Genomic DNA, 17,190 nt, shown 5'->3' with positions numbered 1-17,190 from the left:
GCAGTAGTGCTCACCGGCCGGTGGCTCGGTTGACCAGCCTCACCCCAACCATTCACGCCCGGTCGTAGGCTCGCCGATCACTTCCCATTAGGGTGCGGATTTCGGTGGGGTGGACGGCGGAGGCGATCGTGGAATTGCGGCAGTTGCGGTACTTCGTTGTTTTGGCGGAGGAATTGCATTTTCGGCGGGCGGCGGAGCGGTTGTTCATTTCGACGCCGACGCTCAGTCAGCAGATCAAGGTGCTGGAGCGGGAGATGGGTGGGGCGCTGCTGAGTCGGGATCCTCGGGTCGAATTGACCGCGGCGGGGGAGGTGTTGTTCCGGACCGGCAAGGAAGTGTTGCGGTCGGTGGAGGGGGCGGTGCGGGAGACGAGGCGTGCGTCTGCCGCGGGGGCGCCGGTGGTTCGGTTCGGGTTGCTCAACGGTGTACCTCCTTGGCTCCCTTCGCGAATCGAGGAACTGCTGCCGTCCGGCACCCGGCTGGTGCTGACCGGGGGCACCACCGCCGACCAGGTTCGGTTGCTCGATGACGATGAGGTCGATCTCGCCCTGGTGCGCGCACCGCTTGCCCTGCCCGATCGCTTCGCTCAGCGGCCGATCGCCCGCGACGAACTCGGCGTTCTGATGTCCGCGGCACATCCGCTGGCGGATTCCGCCGAGGTCGAACCGGCCGATCTCACCGATCAGGAGCTCATCCTGTTCGCCAGAGAATCGGCCGCCGGCCTGCACGACGACCTGTTGCGTACGCTGCGAGAACGAGGTGCCCACGTGCGGCTCAGCGACAGCGCCATGGGCCACGCCCAAATGCTCGCGGTGCTGCCGTTGCTGCCAGACGTGATCGGCCTCAGCTCCTCGCGCGCCGCCGACCGCCCCGGACTCGTATGGCGCCCACTTCGCGGTGGACCGTTGGCGGTCACCTACGCCGCCATCTGGCGTGTCCCCGTCCGAAATCCAGCCGTACGCACCCTGGTCGACGTGTTGGCCGCCAGCCCCCAATGGCGCGCGACCGCCGATCAAACCTGACTACGCTGTCCGCATGTTCAGCATCGAGATATCGCGTAAATTCGCTGTGCGGCAGGGTCTTCCGTCTCCGGCGCGACGGGCTCGCGGAGTTCCGGCTCGGTCTCCGGGCGAGCCGTTCGCGGTCGAGTTGCGGGTTGGCTTCGCCTTCGTCGACGAGCAGCTCGGCGAGCGTGGGTGGTTCATCGACACCGATGAACTCGACAGCCTGATCGATGCGTTCGTTGGCGAGCTGACGGCTGATTCGTGGACCGAGAGGTTCCCGTTCCGGCCGACTTTCGAGCTGGTCAGTCGGTGGGCATTTGAACAGCTGGCCGTTTCGATACCGCAGCTGTCCCATGTCGAGCTGACGAATCTGTCCCTGGGCGTCTCGACCCGATACGGCCGCAGCTGACCGACTCTTCTCCGCGCCACACCATCGTCTTACTGTTCTCACAATTGTGCTGAGTAGCTTGATGTTTCGATGCCTGTCGATCACCTCGTCGGTAGCTCGCGCCGCATCACTGTCGATGTACCAGCCGAACGCAAAGGACGAGCAGTTGAAGCTTCGTAAGACCGGACGCATGGCGATCGCCGGCTTAGCCGTGGTCGCCGCACTGGGCCTGACGGCCTGCGGCAGCGATGACAAGTCGGATCCGCCGAAGTCACCTCGCACGTCGACCAGCGCGACCGCCAACCCGAACACGCCTGCCAACCCGAACACCCCCGCCCCGCCGACCGTCGATGAGCTGAATGCGCTGCTGCAGAAGGCGTTGGATCCGTCGGTGCCCAGCTCGGAGAAGCTGGACCTGGTGCAGGGCATCGAGGCCGACCCGGACCTGCCCAACCGTCTTGCGAAGGCGTTCAAGGATTCGAATGCCACGGCAGTGGTCACCGGAGTCACCGTGTTCGGCGATTCCGTCAGCGCCCAGGCGAAATTCACGATAAACGGCACCGAGAACATGGTCGACGTGCCCTTCGTTCTCGACGGCGGCAAGTGGAAGGTCCAGAAGACCTGGGCCTGCGGCGCCCTCACCAACCTCAACCAGCAATCCCCGGCCTGCACCGGCTGACCTGCTGCGTTAGTCCGGGTCTAACGCGAATTCGTTAGCGCGACATGGACACTCGACTGCCGCGGTGGTCAGGTGGAAACATGACAGATAGCGCAACAACAGAACGGGTCGTCATCGTCGGCGGCAGCTCCGGCATGGGATTGGCGTTGGCCGCCGCGCTGGTAACCGAAGGCGCGGAGGTCATCATCGCCAGCCGCTCGGCTGAGCGGCTGGCCGACGCGGAGCGCACCTTGTCCGAGGGACCGGGCAAGGTGCGCTCGCTCGTCGTCGACATCACCAGCGAGAGCGATATCGAGCGGTTGTTCACCGAGGTGGGTCCGGTCGACCACGTGGTGACCACGGCGGTCGACGTCGAGGGTGTGTATCAGCCCATCGCATCGTTCGACGTCGGACAGGCGCGAAAGACCTTGGACGCCAAGCTGATCGGTCCCGCTTTGCTCGCCAAGCACGCGCAGATCACCCCCGGCGGCTCCCTCACCTTCACCTCCGGCATCGCCGCCTACCGCCCCGGCCCCGGCTCCTCGATCGTCGCCGCCGCCAACGGCGCCCTCGAATCCCTCGCCTACGCGCTGGCCGTCGAACTCGGCCCGATCCGCGTCAACGTCGTCTCCCCGGGCTGGATCGACACCCCGATCTGGGACACCATCGCCGGCCCCGCCAAAACCGAACGCCACCAACAACTCGCCGCCCGCCTCCCCGTCGGCCGCATCGGCCAACCCGCCGAAGTAGCCCAAGCCATGCTGGCCGCAATGCACAACCCCTTCATTACCGGCACCGTCCTGCACGTCGACGGTGGCCACCGTCTCGTCTAGTCACGCCATGGCAGGGCCGGGTCAGAACCCACACGCACACTCACGGTGCAAGCAGCACACCCAGCACGCATGGTGTGCTGCTTGCACCGTCGGCGTTGTGAGCCTCCGATATGCGCCGTGGTGTGCCATTCAGCGACGGGAGAAATGGGTGGATAGGCGGGCGCACAAGGGTGCCAGCTCGGTGGGGGTGATGCGCGGGGAGTCCGGCCAAGAGTCGACATCGGTCCACGGAATGGTTGGTGGAGTGCCGATGGGGCGGGCGAAGACGTGCTGGTGGAAGTGGGCGACGGAGCGGCCCGTGATCGCGGAGAAGACGAATTCCGGAGCTAGTTCTTGTTGTAGGGCGTGGGCTGCGCGGGTTACTGCCACGCCGATGGCTGCGGCTTCGGCGTCGGTGAGGGTGGACACGGTTGGGGTGTGCCTGCGTGTTTCCACGAATAGGTAGCCGGGGACGGGGGAGCCCTGATCGAGGGGGCGGTGCGTTACGACGACTAATTCGTTTTCGAAGATCACCGGCCCTACGAGTGGGCCGATGCCTTGATGTTTCGCGCAGATAGCGCATTCGCTCCCCATTTGGTCACCGTAACGATGATCAGCGGGACGTCGCCGCGCGAATCTGGGGAGGACAGGAAGTGCATTTAGTTACGTTGATATGCGCATCTATCTACGAATACCTTGTTGAGAATGGCATTCAGAAAAAAGCAAGGACGGGGGAGGGCTAGTCGATGCGGAGGGCTGGGCGGTCGGGGTGGTCCCAGCGGGCGAAGAGGGTTGGGGTGGAGGGGGTTTCGTTGCCGAGGAGGGCGGGGATGGTCCAGTGGTCTTCGGGTGGGGTGATTCGGCGCAGGGCTTGTTCGGACATGTCGAGGCGGACGGTCAGGTCGAACTGGAGATAGCGGTCGAGCAGCATGGGGCCCGCGATGAGGAGGACGGTGTCGGCGGGGGCGGGGCGGATGGTGGCGCGGGCCGAGCGATCGGTGGCCTCGTCCCACAGGGCGGGGAGCCATCGGCCTTCGGTGTGCAGGGCGTCGATGACCTCGCGGCGCAGCGCTTCGAAGTCGAACCAGGAAGTGCGATAGGAGATTTCGTCACGGCCGAACTCCACGCGCACGGATGCCGGACGGACGTAGTCGTGCAGCGAGACCACCTCGGCGGGTCTGCCGGTGTCGCGCAACGCCGCGGCGACTCGGTCGGCGAGATCGGCCGGGCGGGCGGCGTCGGCGCCGTCGATGGCGACCACCCGATGACCGGGCAGGGCGCGGAGGCGCTCGACGAGACGTTCGATGAGGACGTCCTGGGTGATCGGAACGAACTGTGGCACCGGTCCATCAGAGCAAACTCGGTGATCGGCCCTCGACGGCGGCATCAGCTAATGGAGTGCCGACCTCTCGTTCGGTGGCAGCGCCACCAGCCTGCTCGTTCAGCCGGACGTCCAAGCACTCCGTCGGCCGGGACCCAGAATCCCATTGCTGGCCGATCACCCGACGGCCGAGGAGGAGGCCGGCGGGGTGGCGAGTTAATCTCAGCCCATGGCGACAATCGAAGAGGCGCTGGAGATAGAGCGGCTCGAGCGCGACATCTTCCGTGGGGCGTCCACGAAGACTCAGCTTCCGCGCACGTTCGGCGGACAGGTTGCCGGCCAGGCGCTGGTGTCGGCGGTGCGCACGGTCGAAGAGCGGTATCAGGTGCATTCGCTGCACGGGTATTTCCTGCGGCCGGGCAACCCTGACCAGCCGACGGTGTACCTCGTCGAGCGGATCAGGGACGGCCGCTCGTTCTGCACCCGCCGGGTCACCGGAGTGCAGGACGGTCAGGCGATATTCACCATGTCGGCGTCGTTCCACGTCGGTGACAAGGGCCCGGAGCATCAGGATGTGATGCCCGAGGTGCAGGCGCCCGACGACCTGCCGGACGCCAGCACCACGATGAGCCCCGAGCGCCTGTGGGCGATGCGCGAGTGGGAGCACTGGGACATCCGGACGGTGCCGCAAGATCAGGTGGCCCGCCGCGAAGGTGTCGTCTCTCAGCAGCAGGTGTGGTTCCGCTACCGCCATCCGCTCCCCGACGATCCGCTGTTCCACGTCTGCACCCTCGCCTACATGAGCGACATGACCCTGCTCGGCTCCTCGAAGGTGACCCACCCCGACGAGCAAACCCAAAACGCCTCCCTCGACCACGCCATGTGGTTCCTGCGCCCCTTCCGCGCCGACGACTGGCTCCTCTACGACCAGGCCTCCCCGTCCGCAGGCTTCGGCCGCGCCCTCACCGGCGGCAAAATCTACAACCGCGAAGGTCAACTCGTCGCGGCGGTAGTCCAAGAAGGACTCATCCGCGACCTCCGCGACTGACCCGCGCCCGCCGCGCACATCGTGGTGCACGAGTTCGTCGACGAATGGTGCGGGGCAAGGGAGCCGGTGCGCGGCGGGAACGTTTGTCGACCGCGGTGGTGTGAGTGTGGCCGACTCGCACCACCGCGGCCGCCTGAATTCGCTCAGGCTTTCAGCCCACCTGGACGCGCAGGTGGCAGACCACTGTGTCGGTCATACGGCGTAGGACGCGTTCTAGTTCATCGCTGCGATGGCTGGGTAGGACGCGGTTCCAGCCGATCGGGGGGTCGACCTCGGCGATGACCACGACTTTGCGGCGGCCCTCGAAGTTTTCGCGGACGTAGCGCGCTACCGGACCGCCGACTGTCGCGTCGCTGTCCTCGAGCAGCACCAGGCGCACCTCGGGATGCCAGGCCTCCCACGCCTTGGTGAACGCCTTGACCGACTCGCCGGGCAGGCAAACATGCACCGCGACAACGTCTTTGCCGATCGAGAGCGCCGCGGACAAGGCCTCGCAGCTCAGGTCGGAAACCTCGGACACCGGCACCACGATGACGGCGTCACGCGGACGAGGCGGCGGCGGTACCTCGTCGGACCGGCGGAACGCGCCGATCTTGCCGTAGGTGTCGCGAATTCGTTCCATGCCGACCACGAGCACCGGCAGGATCAACACGATCAGCCATGCGCCCGCGGTGAATTTCATTGCGGTGGTGACGATCGCGGCGATAAAGGTGAGTAGCGCACCGAACCCGTTGAGCGCCATCCGCCAACGCCAGCCCCCGGTCTTGGTCAGCAGCCAATGCCGCACCATGCCGACCTGCGCGATGGTGAATCCGACGAACACCCCGATCGCGAACAGCGGAACCAGCGCGTTCATGTTGCCGTTCGCGCCGAGCAGCAGCACACCCGCCGCGACGGCGAGGGTGAGCACGCCGTATCGATAGACCTGCCGCGGCGAGCTGACCGCGAACCGATGGGGCAGGCAGTTGTCGTCGGCCAGAATCTTGGTGAGCGTCGGCAGCCCGCCGTACGAGGTGTTGGCGGCCAGCGCCAGCAGCACAACGGTCGCGAATTGGACTACGTAGTAACCGATTCCGTGCCCGAGCGCGGCCTCGGTCAATTGTGAGAGCACCGTGGTGCCGTCGATCGGACGCACCTCGAACTTCTCGATCAGCAAGGCGAGCCCGATCAGCATGACGCCGAGCAACGCGCCGAGCGCGACCTCCGCCCGTTGCGCGCGAACCACTTTCGGCGCCTCGAAGCTGGGCACCGCGTTCGCGATCGCCTCCACACCGGTCAGCGCGGCACACCCACTGGAGAATGCCTTGAGCAGCAACAGCACTCCGACCGTGTGCACGTCCAGCACGGTCGCGGTGCCCTCGCTGACACTCGCGGGCTCGGAACGCACCAGTCCCGCGACGATCACCGTGCAGATACCGACCACGAACACCACGGTCGGCACCATGAACGCCCGTGCGCTCTCGGTGATGCCGAGCAGATTCAACGCCGTGATGCCGACCAGAATGGCGACGCACAACCACACCGTGTACGGCAGCAACGCCGGAAATGCCGAGGTGAGCGCGGCGACACCGGCGGCGATCGACACCGCGACGTTCAGCACGTAGTCGATGATCAGCGAGGCGGCGGCGGTCAGGCTGGTGCGATGCCCCAGGTGCGCCTTGGCCACCGCATACGCCCCACCGCCGTTCGGGAACGCCGCGATCACCTGCCGATACGACGCGACCAGCACCGCGAGCAACGCGGCGATCGCGAGCGTCACCGGCAGGGTCAGGCCCAATCCGGCGCCGCCCGCGGCGGCCAGCACCAACACGATCGCCTCGGGGCCGTAGGAGACCGACGCCATCGCATCGAGGGAAAGCCCCGCCAACCCGGTCGGCACGGTGAGGCCCCGGCGGGCACGGACCGTATTTGCCTCTCCGCGCGGCCCGGGGACCTTGCGCGGCAACACAGCTATCACTCTGCGAGTGTCGACCTGTTCCGGCCGCGCTGACCCTCCCGTTGACGGAACCCTGACGGCGACCGTGAGCAGGCCCACACCGCGGCGGCTCGTAAACTTTCCGACGTGAACGCTTCCCCGGTCGCCGCGCCCGCCGCCGACCTCGCCCCGACCGGCCCCACCATCGGCGTGCTGGCCCTGCAGGGCGACGTCCGGGAACACATCGCGGCCCTCGCGCACTGCGGCGCCGAGCCCGTGCTGGTGCGCCGCGCGTCCGAGCTGGCCGCGGTGGACGCGCTGGTGCTGCCCGGCGGCGAATCGACGGCCATCAGCAAGCTGCTGGAAGTCTTCGAACTGCTCGAGCCGCTGCGCGCGCGACTGCGAGATGGCATGCCCGCCTTCGGTTCCTGCGCGGGCATGATCCTGCTCGCCGACGAGGTGCTCGACACCCGCCCCGACGCGCAGCACCTGTCCGGCATCGATATGACGGTGCGCCGCAACGCCTTCGGTCGCCAGGTCGACTCCTTCGAGGTCGACCTCGACTTCACCGGACTCGACGACGGCCCGATGCGCGCGGTGTTCATCCGGGCGCCCTGGGTCGAGCGCGTCGGCGACGGCGTCGAGGTGCTCGCGACGGTGCCCGACGGACCGTTCGCGGGCCGCATTGTGGCAGTGCGGCAAGGGAAGGTCCTCGCGACGTCGTTCCACCCGGAGGTCACCGGCGATCTTCGGGTGCACCGCATGTTCGTGGACCTCGTCCGGGACGCGTAGTTCACGCGCCGTTCAGACCGCGATGACCGGCCGAGTAGGCTGGAGAAGTTGTTCGTCCGGCCAGGCCGGTACGGTACACACCACCAAACGTGCCATCGACCTGAAGGAAGTAGGGAATGAGCGGCCACTCCAAATGGGCCACCACCAAGCACAAGAAGGCGGGGATCGACGCGAAGCGCGGCAAGCTCTTCGCCAAGTTGATCAAGAACATCGAGGTGGCGGCCCGCACGGGTGGCAGTGACCCCGCAGGCAATCCGACGCTGTTCGACGCCATCCAGAAGGCGAAGAAGTCGTCGGTCCCCATCGACAACATCGAACGCGCCCGCAAGCGCGGCGGTGGTGAAGAGACCGGCGGCGCCGACTGGCAGACCATCATGTACGAGGGGTACGGCCCCAACGGTGTCGCGGTGTTGATCGAGTGCTTGACCGACAATCGCAACCGCGCCGCGGGCGAAGTCCGGGTCGCGATGACCCGCAACGGCGGCAACATGGCCGACCCCGGTTCGGTGTCGTACCTGTTCCACCGCAAGGGCGTCGTGACGCTGGAGAAGAACGGCCTGAGCGAGGACGACGTCCTGGTGGCCGTGCTCGACGCGGGCGCCGAGGAGGTCAACGACCTCGGTGACTCGTTCGAGATCATCAGCGATCCGAGCGACCTGATCCCGGTGCGCAAGGCGCTGCAGGCCGCCGAAATCGACTACGACTCCGCCGAATCCGGCTTCCAGCCGTCGGTGTCGGTCGAGGTGGATGCCGACGGTGCTCGCAAGGTGATCAAGTTGGTCGACGCGCTCGAGGACAGCGACGACGTGCAGAACGTATACACGAACGTGGATATTTCGGACGAGGTTTTGGCGCAGCTCGACGACTAGTCACGCAGGTTCTCGTAGTACTGCTTCATCGAGGGGTAGTAGTCCTCCCACCCGGGGCGGTCCGCATCATCGCGGGCCGCCCCGAGTGCGTCGAGGTAGTGCTCCCAGCCGGGGCCGACCTCGGCGATCGGCGCGTCGGGCTCCAGATGGTGGGTGAAGACGAGCTCGGTGCTGCCGTCGGTCTCCGTGAGCACCACCTCGAGGTGCCAGCTGCCGTAGTTGTCCTTGGTGGTGATCGCGAGCCGCGTCGGTGGTTCGCACGCGTCGATGTGCGCGTTGCTCCACGGCGCGTCCTCTTCGTGCACCATCTGCACCTTGATGTGCTGGCCGGTACCGGCCTTGCCCTCCCACGGCCCGAACCAGCGTGTGGTGCGGTCGGATTCAGTGACGCTGGCCCACACGTCCTCGATCGGCGCGGTGTTCCCGACGCGTCCGGTAGACCTCGGTGTCGAGTGCGTCGAGGCGGTGCTCCCACGGGTGCAGGTGGCGGGGTCGTGGGGTGGCGTCGAGGCTTGCTGTTGTTTCGCTGGTGATATTCCGGGGGTGAAAGCGTTGGGCATGAATCTGCTGGTGGCGCTCGATGCGGTGCTGGAGACGAACAGCGTCACCCGGGCGGGCAGGGGAAGGCGGCCGGTCGATGATCCGACCGGCCGCACAGGACGATTATTCGCGCGTCACTTCGGCAGCTCGGTCCGGCTGGACCACTCGTAAACACGCAACCGCCCCTCCGGGGTGTCCTTCTCCTTGCGGGTCACCTTGAAGTGTTCGTAACCACCCTTGAACGGGACTTTCAGTTCGACCCCCGGCGGGGTGATGGGAACGATTCGCGCGGGCATGTCTTTCGGCCCGCCCTCGAGGACAGCCTTCACAACAGTGCTCATCATCGGATGGTAGAAGCGTGACCGTCCCGATTTCGCGGATTCACCGAAGCGCCGCGCGGAAAAAGTTTCGGTGTCAGGGCACAGTGACAACCAGTTTGCCCACGGTCCGACCGGTTTCGCCCAACGCATGCGCCTTCGCGGCGTCGATCAGCGGGAAGGCGCCGGCGATCGTCGGACGCAACTCACCGGATTCGACGAGCCCGGCGAGCGCGACCATGCCGGCATGGTCGTCCTCCACCAGCAGGCGCAGCGCGCGCACGCCGAGCTTGCTCGCCTCGCCTGCCAGATCGAGCTCGCCGAACGGGCGCAGCGTGACCAGCAGGCCACCCGGACGCAGTGTGCGTAGCGAGCGAATGCTGTTGTCGTCACTGGTCGAATCCAGCACCACGTCCACATCGCGGACCGCTTCGGCGACATCGGTTGTGCGGTAGTCGATCGCCTCGTCCGCGCCGAGACCGCGCAGGAATTCGTGATTGGGCGTGCTGGCCGTGCCGATGACGTAAGCGCCGCGCGCCTTGGCGATCTGCACGGCGAAGTGCCCGACACCGCCCGCCGCCGCGTGGATCAACACCCGCTGGCCTGCCCGCAAGTCGGCGGTGTCGACCAGGGCTTGCCAGGCGGTGAGTGCTGCCAGCGGGATCGCGGCGGCCTGAACATGATCGAGGCTCGCGGGTTTGCGGGCGAAGGCGCGGGCCGGGCCGACGACGTACTCGGCCATCGCGCCGTGACCGTTCGGGTAGGGCAGCATGCCGAAGACTTCGTCGCCCGGTTGCCACAAGGTCACGCCGATACCGATGTCAGCGACCTCGCCGGACACATCCCAGCCGAGAACGAAAGGCGGTGGGGGCAGGAAAGCGCCCGCGTTGGCCCGGTGCTTCCAGTCGGTCGGGTTGAGTCCGGTCGCACGCACCCGCACCAGAATTTCGCCGGGACCGGGCACCGGGCGGGGGAGTCGCACCTCGGTGAGTACCTCCGGGCCGCCGAGGGTGTCCTGACTGATCGCACGCATATTTTCGCTCATTGCACCGAGTTTGCCGCTCCAGCGCCCGCCGGGAAATGGCGTGATTGCCATTCTTCGATATGATCGTGCCATGACGTCTACGGTTCATCGGGTCGCGGTGCTGGCGCTCGACGGGGTCTATCCGTTCGAGCTCGGCATCCCGAACCGGGTATTCGGCAGTGCGGGCGGCCGATACGAGGTCCGCACCTGCTCGCTCGACGGCGAGCCGGTCCGCACCGCCGCGGATTACTCGATCGCGGTCGCGCACGACAGCAGCATTATCGATACCGCCGACACCGTGATCCTGCCCGCCTGCGACATCGCGATGACCCTCGACGGCGATCTGCCCCAGCCGGTGCGCGACGCGCTCGCCCGCATCCGGCCCGATGCGCGGCTCGTCGCGATCTGCACCGGCGCGTTCGTCGCGGCGGCCGCCGGTCTGCTCGACGGGCGCCCGGCGACCACGCATTGGCATGAGGCCGGCCTCTTCCGGCGCACGTTTCCGCGCGTTCGCCTCGATCCCGACGTGCTGTACATCGACGACGACGACATCCTCACCTCCGCGGGCGCGGCGGCCGGTATCGATGTGTGCCTGCACCTCGTGCGCCGCGACCACGGCAGCGCGGTCGCCAACGCCGTGGCCAGGCGCTGCGTCATCCCGCCGTGGCGCGACGGCGGTCAAGCTCAGTACATCGAGCAGCCCGTGCCACCGGCCACCTCGGCAGGCACCGCCGCCGCCCGGCAGTGGGCGCTGGAAAACCTCCACCTGCCGCTCACCGTCGACGAACTCGCGGTCCGCGCCCGGATGAGCAAACGCACCTTCGCGCGCCGCTTCAGCGAGGAGGTCGGTATGAGCCCGGGCCGCTGGCTGATTCAGCAGCGCCTGTTCCGCGCCCGTCACCTCCTCGAATCGACCGACATGACGGTCGATCGAATCGCGGGCGAGGTCGGTTTCGCCACCGGAACCTCGTTACGCCAGCATCTACACGAGGCAATCGGGGTCTCACCCCAGGCCTACCGTCGCACCTTCACCCAGACCCTCTCGCCTGTTTGACGCCGAGGGCAGAGTCGGATCATGACCACGTGCGCAAGAGTGGTCCGCCCTCGTGCCCGTTGACCAAAGGGTCAGGGCGTGTTGGGGATAGGGAGGCCGAGTCGAGCGGTGATCCAAGGCAGGGACGAGGTGAAGGCGGCTGAGGCGAACTGCCAGGTATGGCCGCCTTGGGTGGTGTGGATGGTGCAATCGATGCCGACTTCATGGCCTTGGTTGCACAGCTTTTCGGCGGCGCCGACCTCGCCGGTGTCTTGAACGCCGTCGTGGCCGCCCATGCCGGGGTTGTCGTCGTCCATCGCGGGACGCGGCCCCCGCGGTGCGCCATTGCCGGTGGGGTAGTGGCGCTGTGGTGGGGTGAGGTCGTCGAAAAGACCTGCGATACCGGTGTATTGGCCGTGGCGGGCCATGACGGTGAGCGGGTCGAAGGCGGCCCACTGGTCGGCGTTGCCGCCGAAGAGGCGGGCGATGGTTTGGTCCTTGGTGCCGGAGACGGGGCCGACGTCGCCCGCGATGTCGACGAAAGTATGGATCAGTTCCGGGTGCATGACCGCCAGGCCGACGGCGCAGGTGCCGCCCATGGACCAGCCGACCACCGCCCACTGCGCGGGGTCGGCGGCGGCGCCGAAGCGAGATTCGAGGTAGCTCGGCACATCTCGGGTCAGATGGTCGGCGGCGTCGCCGCGCGGTCCGTTCACACATTCGGTGTCGTTGTTGAAGCTGCCGCTGGAGTCGACGAAGACGAGGATCGGCGCGCGGCCGCCGTTGGCGGTGGTGAACTGGTCGACGGCGGGCATGATCTGTCCGCTGCGGATCCAGTCGGCGGGGGTGTTGAACTCGCCGCCGATCATCATTACCACCGGCAGCGTGGGCGGGGTCGGCCCGGCGAACCAGGCGGGCGGCAGGTACACGTACTCGGTGCGATGCGGAAAGTTGCTGCCCGAGTCGGGAATGTCGACCGGCACGATCTTGCCCGTCGACACGCCGGTGTCGCGCAAGCCGGCCAGCGCGTCGAGGTCGGTCTGCTGCGGCAGCGGCCCGGCGGTGAGCGCACCCCACGCGGACTGCAGGGTTGGGTAGTAGCCGACCCATTGGTTGAGCACCAGACCCGTACTGAGCAGCGCCAACGGAATGGCAAGCAGCGCAATCCCGCGCCGCCACCACCGCGCACCCCGCCAGCCGAGCACCGCGACGGCCAGCGCGCCCGCCGTCCCACCGATACAAGCCCACAGCAACGGGGGCGCTGGATCCGAGGCCAACCCCTGATTCGACACGTACCACCGCGCGACCAGCGCACCGAGCACGCCGATCAGCACGCACACCGGCACCTGAATCAGCCACCACCGCCGCGTCCTTCGCGCGACGGCGACCAGCAGAAAAACCACCGCGACGAGCTCGACGGTCAACGGCAGCCACCCGTGCAGCAGGGCGATCCCATGATGAAAGGTGTTCTGATAGTTCGGATTCAGATTCGCCGACGGCAACTGCGGGGCCGGTGGTGGCACCGGGATCGCGGGCGCGGCAAACGGCACTCCAAGGGCAGACACCTACGGCATTGTCGACACCGTTCCTCGAGACACCCTGTGAATCTGCTCCAGCCAACCTGGGTGGTGGCGCGCGGGCGAAACTTGTCGGTGGGCACTGGCATAGTCGGTCCCGTGCCCTTCAGTACTCGCTTAGAAGTCCGGGTGTCCGACCTGGATCCACAGTTGCACGTCACCGGCGCGGCGTATCACCAGTACGCCGACCACTCGCGGTTCGCCTGTGTGCAGGCGGCGGGGATCTCGGTCGACGAGTTGATCGCCGACGGGTTCGGGCCGGTGAATCTCGAGACGACGATCAAATTCCATCGAGAGCTACGCGGAGGAGACACCGTCGACGTGTCCTGCGCGTGGCTGTGGGGGACCGGCAAGACGTATCGCGTCGAGCAGATCCTCACTCGCGCGGACGGCGAGGTGGCCGCCACCGTGATCAACGTGAGCGGATTGCTCGACCTCAAAGCGCGACGTCTTGTCGCAGATCCGGCGCGTGAGTGGGCAGCCCGCGCCGGTAAACCGGAGCTACTCGGCTTCCCGGTAGTGCCGTAGGTCGCTCGGCAGACGGCCTGGTGCACCCCGTGTCGCTGGACCGTGAAAGACCCTGCCTCCGCTAGACTATCGAACAGTTGTTCGTGTCTGCGAGAGGGGTTTTCGTGCGGGTGATGGGCGTCGACCCCGGGCTCACCCGGTGCGGCCTCAGCATTGTCGAGGGCGGTATCGGCCGGAAGGTGACCGCGATCGCCGTCGATGTGGTCCGCACTCCGCCCGACATGGACCTCGCCCATCGCCTACTAGAGGTCGCCAACGCCGCGGAATTGTGGCTGGACACGCACAAACCAGGGGCCGTCGCGATCGAACGGGTCTTCGCCCAGCACAATGTGCGTACCGCGATGGGCACCGCGCAGGCGGGCGGCGTGATCGCGCTGGCGGCCGCGCGCCGCGGCATACCGGTCGCGTTCCACACGCCCAGCGAGGTGAAGGCCGCGGTCACCGGCAACGGCACCGCGGACAAAGCACAGGTCACGGCCATGGTCACGCGAATACTCGGCTTACAGGTCGCGCCGAAACCGGCCGACGCGGCGGATGCGCTTGCGCTGGCCATCTGCCATTGTTGGCGGGCGCCGCTGATGGAGCGGATGGCCAAGGCCGAAGCCCAAGCGGCCGAGGCGCAACGCAAGTACGCGGAACGGCTTGCCGAACAACGGAAGGCGGTACAGAGGTGATCGCGTCGGTACGCGGTGAGGTGCTGGAAATCGCCCTCGACCACACGGTGATCGAGGCGGCGGGCATCGGTTACCGGCTCAATGTCACCCCCGCGACGCTGTCCACGCTGACCCGCGGCGAGGAAACCCGGCTCTACACGGCGATGATCGTCCGCGAAGACTCGATGACGCTGTTCGGCTTCGCCGACACCGAGGCGCGCGACCTGTTCGGTCTGCTGCAAACGGTGTCCGGCGTCGGCCCCCGCCTGGCCATGGCGGTGCTCGCGGTGCTCGAACCCGAGGCACTGCGCAAGGCGCTCGCCGAAAGCAATGTCGCCGCACTCACCCGGGTGCCCGGCATCGGCAAGCGCGGTGCCGAACGCATGGTGGTCGAGCTGCGCGACAAGGTGAATCTCGTTCCGGTGCAATCCGGCCCGCCCGGTGCCGCCACCCCCGTCATCACGCCGGTGCGCGACCAAGTGGTCGAGGCGCTCACCGGCCTCGGCTTCCCGATCAAACAGGCCGAGCAGGCCATCGACTCCGTCCTCGCCGAACAACCCGCCGCCGACACCTCCGTCGGGCTGCGCGCCGCACTCAACCTGCTCGGCAAGAATCGGTAACACCGCATGGATTCCCAAGAGGAAGTGGACGAATCCCAGGTCACGCCAAGCTATTTGAAGTCCGACGGCGAGATCGAGGCCAGCCTGCGCCCGAAGTCGCTCGACGACTTCATCGGCCAGCCGCGCGTGCGCGAACAGCTGACACTGGTGTTGCGCGGCGCCAAACAACGTGGCGGCACACCGGATCACGTGCTGCTGTCCGGCCCGCCCGGCCTCGGCAAGACCAGCATGGCGATGATCATCGCGACCGAACTCGGCACCGCACTGCGCATCACCTCCGGTCCCGCATTGGAACGCGCGGGTGATCTCGCGGCCATGCTCAGCAACCTGGTCGACGGCGACGTGCTGTTCATCGACGAGATCCACCGCATCGCCCGCCCCGCCGAGGAAATGCTCTACCTCGCGATGGAAGACTTCCGCGTCGACGTGGTCGTCGGCAAAGGACCCGGTGCCACCTCGATCCCGCTCGGCATCGCCCCGTTCACCCTGGTCGGTGCCACCACCAGGTCCGGTGCGCTGACCGGCCCGCTGCGCGACCGCTTCGGTTTCACCGGGCACATGGACTTCTACGACCCCGACGAGCTGCTGCTCATCATCCTGCGTTCGGCGCAGATCCTCGGCGTGCAGATCGATCGCGAGGCGGCCGCCGAGATCGCCGGCCGATCCCGCGGCACACCCCGCATCGCGAACCGCCTGCTCCGTCGAGTCCGCGACTACGCCGAGGTCCGCGCCGACGGCCTGATCACCCTGCCCATCGCACGGGCCGCACTCGAGGTGTACGACGTCGACGTGCTCGGCCTCGACCGCCTCGACCGTGCCGTACTCACCGCCCTGGTGCGCAGTTTCGGCGGCGGACCCGTCGGCGTCTCCACCCTCGCGGTGGCCGTCGGTGAGGAGGCCGCCACCGTCGAAGAGGTCTGCGAACCCTTCCTCGTCCGCGCGGGCATGGTCGCCCGCACCCCCCGCGGCCGCGTCGCCACCGCCGCCGCCTGGGAACACCTCGGCCTGGTCCCACCCCCCGACCTGGTCTTCGGCGCCATCGAAGTCCGAGGCCGCACCCCCCAACCCACCCTCGACCTCTTCGAGTAAGCATCGACGTGAGTCAAATGGTCGCTGTCGAAGATCATTTGGCGACCTTATGGCTCACGTCAATGGTTCGGTGATCTTGCTGGCGTTCGGAGCCTCGGTTGCCGCGCCCAGTTTGGTGCCGCGCGTGGTTGGTGCGGCGCGCGTAATTTGGTGCCGTGCGCACGAAACTGTCAGCAAATTCGTGCGCGGGAGGCGAACGGGTGTGCGGCGAGCTGGTCTCCCGTCGCGGCGCAGCGGCCAGAGCTCCAGTCGCTGCGTACAACTTGGTGCGGCGCGTGATTTGGTGCGGTGCGCGTGATTTGGTGGGGCGCGCATGAAACCGTCGGCAATCTTGTGCGCGCCGGACGAGCAGGTGCGCGGGAGTTGGTCCAGCGGGAGGTGCTACTCGCCGGCGTCGCGGTGCAGGGTCCAGCGGTGGTGTTGGTGTTCGGCGTGCTGTAGGGCTGTGACGACCAGGTCCATGAATGCGTCTACCTCGTCGCCCTGGTATCCGCGGGTCCCGATCCTCGCGTCACTGAAACGCACCGAGCGCACGTCGGCGACGGTCAGGCTGCCGGGCCCGCCGTGCGCGAGGGTCGCGGCGACTAGGTCGAGGAAGGCGTCGACCTCGTCTTCGTGGTACCCGCGACGACCGACCGGCGCGTAGGTGAACCGCATGCGCTGCACATCATCCGGTGTGAGTATCGACTGCCCGTTGCCGGAAGGTGTCGGCCGCGCGCCGCGTTGCCGGATCTCGAGCTCGACCCGCACCTGATCCAGATACTCGTCGACCTGGTCGGCACGATATCCGCGTCCACCGGGCCGCGGTGCGCCGAAGGTGACGTGCCGCAGATCGTCGGCGGCGAGGGCGCCCTGTCCGGCCATGGTCGCGGCGACGAGGTCGAGGAACGCGTCCACCTCGTCCGCATGGTAACCACGCTGCCCGAATGGTGGTGTCGCGAAACTGATTCGGCTCACATCCTCGGGGGTCACGGGCGACATTCTGTCAGGCCCGATGCGCCG

20 protein-coding genes are annotated in these 17,190 nt (G+C 67.3%); 12 read left to right on the top strand and 8 right to left on the bottom strand.

The genetic code is table 11. The features are described 5' to 3' along the window. Positions 1-104 precede the first annotated feature (104 nt). From ACIBCN_RS10065 to ACIBCN_RS10050, 4 genes are all read left to right on the top strand, one after another. Positions 105-1,022, top strand: coding sequence for a LysR family transcriptional regulator (locus ACIBCN_RS10065; protein ID WP_396991134.1), 918 nt, complete (start codon positions 105-107; stop codon positions 1,020-1,022). Positions 1,023-1,035: 13 nt separating this feature from the next. Continuing rightward, the gene (locus ACIBCN_RS10060; RefSeq protein WP_396991133.1) at positions 1,036-1,413 is read left to right on the top strand and encodes a hypothetical protein; all 378 of its coding nucleotides are present in this window, start codon (positions 1,036-1,038) and stop codon (positions 1,411-1,413) included. A 145-nt stretch (positions 1,414-1,558) separates the two neighbouring features. Beyond that, on the top strand, positions 1,559-2,071 hold the full coding sequence (locus tag ACIBCN_RS10055; protein ID WP_396991132.1) for a hypothetical protein: 513 nt from the start codon (positions 1,559-1,561) through the stop codon (positions 2,069-2,071). An 80-nt stretch (positions 2,072-2,151) separates the two neighbouring features. After that, the gene (locus ACIBCN_RS10050; RefSeq protein ID WP_396991131.1) at positions 2,152-2,883 is read left to right on the top strand and encodes an SDR family oxidoreductase; all 732 of its coding nucleotides are present in this window, start codon (positions 2,152-2,154) and stop codon (positions 2,881-2,883) included. Positions 2,884-3,012: 129 nt separating this feature from the next. On the opposite strand, the gene ACIBCN_RS10045 is transcribed toward ACIBCN_RS10050, so the two are convergent. Next, positions 3,013-3,456 (bottom strand): HIT family protein, encoded by a 444-nt coding sequence (locus tag ACIBCN_RS10045; RefSeq protein ID WP_396991130.1) that lies wholly within the window; start codon positions 3,454-3,456, stop codon positions 3,013-3,015. 145 nt (positions 3,457-3,601) lie between these two features. After that, positions 3,602-4,204, bottom strand: coding sequence for a hypothetical protein (locus ACIBCN_RS10040; RefSeq protein ID WP_396991129.1), 603 nt, complete (start codon positions 4,202-4,204; stop codon positions 3,602-3,604). 208 nt (positions 4,205-4,412) lie between these two features. On the opposite strand from ACIBCN_RS10040, the gene ACIBCN_RS10035 reads away from it, so the two are divergent. Beyond that, positions 4,413-5,231, top strand: a complete 819-nt coding sequence (locus ACIBCN_RS10035) for an acyl-CoA thioesterase (RefSeq protein ID WP_396991128.1) — start codon at positions 4,413-4,415, stop codon at positions 5,229-5,231. 151 nt (positions 5,232-5,382) lie between these two features. Here ACIBCN_RS10035 and ACIBCN_RS10030 read toward each other — a convergent pair whose 3' ends face one another. Next, positions 5,383-7,074, bottom strand: a complete 1,692-nt coding sequence (locus tag ACIBCN_RS10030; protein WP_396991186.1) for an APC family permease — start codon at positions 7,072-7,074, stop codon at positions 5,383-5,385. A 219-nt stretch (positions 7,075-7,293) separates the two neighbouring features. On the opposite strand from ACIBCN_RS10030, the gene pdxT reads away from it, so the two are divergent. Next, entirely contained in the window at positions 7,294-7,938 is a 645-nt protein-coding gene (pdxT, locus tag ACIBCN_RS10025; protein ID WP_396991127.1) for a pyridoxal 5'-phosphate synthase glutaminase subunit PdxT, read from the top strand. 116 nt (positions 7,939-8,054) lie between these two features. Then, a complete protein-coding gene (locus ACIBCN_RS10020; RefSeq protein ID WP_396991126.1) occupies positions 8,055-8,807 on the top strand; it encodes a YebC/PmpR family DNA-binding transcriptional regulator in 753 nt (250 codons plus the stop codon). On the opposite strand, the gene ACIBCN_RS10015 is transcribed toward ACIBCN_RS10020, so the two are convergent. From ACIBCN_RS10015 to ACIBCN_RS10005, 3 genes are all read right to left on the bottom strand, one after another. After that, positions 8,804-9,463, bottom strand: a complete 660-nt coding sequence (locus ACIBCN_RS10015) for an SRPBCC family protein (RefSeq protein ID WP_396991125.1) — start codon at positions 9,461-9,463, stop codon at positions 8,804-8,806. The two genes, ACIBCN_RS10020 and ACIBCN_RS10015, sit on opposite strands and share 4 nt — an antisense overlap. Before the next feature lie 18 nt (positions 9,464-9,481). Next, positions 9,482-9,688, bottom strand: coding sequence for a DUF5988 family protein (locus tag ACIBCN_RS10010; protein WP_396991124.1), 207 nt, complete (start codon positions 9,686-9,688; stop codon positions 9,482-9,484). A gap of 73 nt (positions 9,689-9,761) precedes the next feature. Next, positions 9,762-10,709 carry an NADP-dependent oxidoreductase gene (locus ACIBCN_RS10005; RefSeq protein WP_396991123.1) on the bottom strand — a complete coding sequence of 316 codons (948 nt, stop codon included), beginning with the start codon at positions 10,707-10,709 and terminating at the stop codon, positions 9,762-9,764. 70 nt (positions 10,710-10,779) lie between these two features. Between ACIBCN_RS10005 and ACIBCN_RS10000 the strand changes: the two genes are divergently transcribed. Next, entirely contained in the window at positions 10,780-11,742 is a 963-nt protein-coding gene (locus ACIBCN_RS10000; protein ID WP_396991122.1) for a GlxA family transcriptional regulator, read from the top strand. A gap of 71 nt (positions 11,743-11,813) precedes the next feature. Here the strand turns inward: ACIBCN_RS10000 and ACIBCN_RS09995 are convergent, their stop codons facing one another. Then, positions 11,814-13,286 (bottom strand): alpha/beta fold hydrolase, encoded by a 1,473-nt coding sequence (locus tag ACIBCN_RS09995; RefSeq protein WP_396991121.1) that lies wholly within the window; start codon positions 13,284-13,286, stop codon positions 11,814-11,816. A 111-nt stretch (positions 13,287-13,397) separates the two neighbouring features. Here ACIBCN_RS09995 and ACIBCN_RS09990 point away from each other — a divergent pair, with 111 nt between their 5' ends. The 4 genes from ACIBCN_RS09990 (at position 13,398) to ruvB (ending at position 16,188) form a co-directional block, all read left to right on the top strand. Beyond that, on the top strand, positions 13,398-13,826 hold the full coding sequence (locus tag ACIBCN_RS09990) for an acyl-CoA thioesterase (RefSeq protein ID WP_396991120.1): 429 nt from the start codon (positions 13,398-13,400) through the stop codon (positions 13,824-13,826). 104 nt (positions 13,827-13,930) lie between these two features. Further along, positions 13,931-14,500 carry a crossover junction endodeoxyribonuclease RuvC gene (gene ruvC, locus ACIBCN_RS09985; protein ID WP_396991185.1) on the top strand — a complete coding sequence of 190 codons (570 nt, stop codon included), beginning with the start codon at positions 13,931-13,933 and terminating at the stop codon, positions 14,498-14,500. Further along, on the top strand, positions 14,497-15,099 hold the full coding sequence (gene ruvA, locus ACIBCN_RS09980; protein ID WP_396991119.1) for a Holliday junction branch migration protein RuvA: 603 nt from the start codon (positions 14,497-14,499) through the stop codon (positions 15,097-15,099). Before ruvC ends, ruvA begins: the two co-directional genes overlap by 4 nt. Positions 15,100-15,105: 6 nt before the next feature. Continuing rightward, complete coding sequence (gene ruvB, locus ACIBCN_RS09975; RefSeq protein WP_396991118.1) at positions 15,106-16,188, top strand: Holliday junction branch migration DNA helicase RuvB; 1,083 nt, start codon at positions 15,106-15,108, stop codon at positions 16,186-16,188. Positions 16,189-16,569: 381 nt separating this feature from the next. Here ruvB and ACIBCN_RS09970 read toward each other — a convergent pair whose 3' ends face one another. Then, positions 16,570-17,169, bottom strand: coding sequence for a DivIVA domain-containing protein (locus ACIBCN_RS09970; RefSeq protein ID WP_396991117.1), 600 nt, complete (start codon positions 17,167-17,169; stop codon positions 16,570-16,572). Positions 17,170-17,190: the final 21 nt, after the last annotated feature.

The organism is Nocardia sp. NPDC051052 (assembly GCF_044456045.1).
Classification (GTDB): Bacteria; Actinomycetota; Actinomycetes; order Mycobacteriales; family Mycobacteriaceae; genus Nocardia.
The sequence above is the reverse complement of the archived record's forward strand: the minus strand, read 5'-3'. Positions and strand labels throughout refer to the sequence as shown.

What these genes read in the sequence shown, in the direction of transcription:
- ACIBCN_RS10045 (WP_396991130.1), bottom strand. Translation starts at nt 3,456, where the DNA reads ATGGGGAGCGAATGCGCTATCTGCGCGAAACATCAAGGCATCGGCCCA.
- ruvB (WP_396991118.1), top strand. Translation starts at nt 15,106, where the DNA reads ATGGATTCCCAAGAGGAAGTGGACGAATCCCAGGTCACGCCAAGCTAT.
- ACIBCN_RS10050 (WP_396991131.1), top strand. Translation starts at nt 2,152, where the DNA reads ATGACAGATAGCGCAACAACAGAACGGGTCGTCATCGTCGGCGGCAGC.
- ACIBCN_RS10005 (WP_396991123.1), bottom strand. Translation starts at nt 10,709, where the DNA reads ATGAGCGAAAATATGCGTGCGATCAGTCAGGACACCCTCGGCGGCCCG.
- ACIBCN_RS10000 (WP_396991122.1), top strand. Translation starts at nt 10,780, where the DNA reads ATGACGTCTACGGTTCATCGGGTCGCGGTGCTGGCGCTCGACGGGGTC.
- ACIBCN_RS10030 (WP_396991186.1), bottom strand. Translation starts at nt 7,074, where the DNA reads ATGGCGTCGGTCTCCTACGGCCCCGAGGCGATCGTGTTGGTGCTGGCC.
- ACIBCN_RS10010 (WP_396991124.1), bottom strand. Translation starts at nt 9,688, where the DNA reads ATGAGCACTGTTGTGAAGGCTGTCCTCGAGGGCGGGCCGAAAGACATG.
- ACIBCN_RS10035 (WP_396991128.1), top strand. Translation starts at nt 4,413, where the DNA reads ATGGCGACAATCGAAGAGGCGCTGGAGATAGAGCGGCTCGAGCGCGAC.
- ACIBCN_RS10020 (WP_396991126.1), top strand. Translation starts at nt 8,055, where the DNA reads ATGAGCGGCCACTCCAAATGGGCCACCACCAAGCACAAGAAGGCGGGG.
- ACIBCN_RS10060 (WP_396991133.1), top strand. Translation starts at nt 1,036, where the DNA reads ATGTTCAGCATCGAGATATCGCGTAAATTCGCTGTGCGGCAGGGTCTT.
- ACIBCN_RS09970 (WP_396991117.1), bottom strand. Translation starts at nt 17,169, where the DNA reads ATGTCGCCCGTGACCCCCGAGGATGTGAGCCGAATCAGTTTCGCGACA.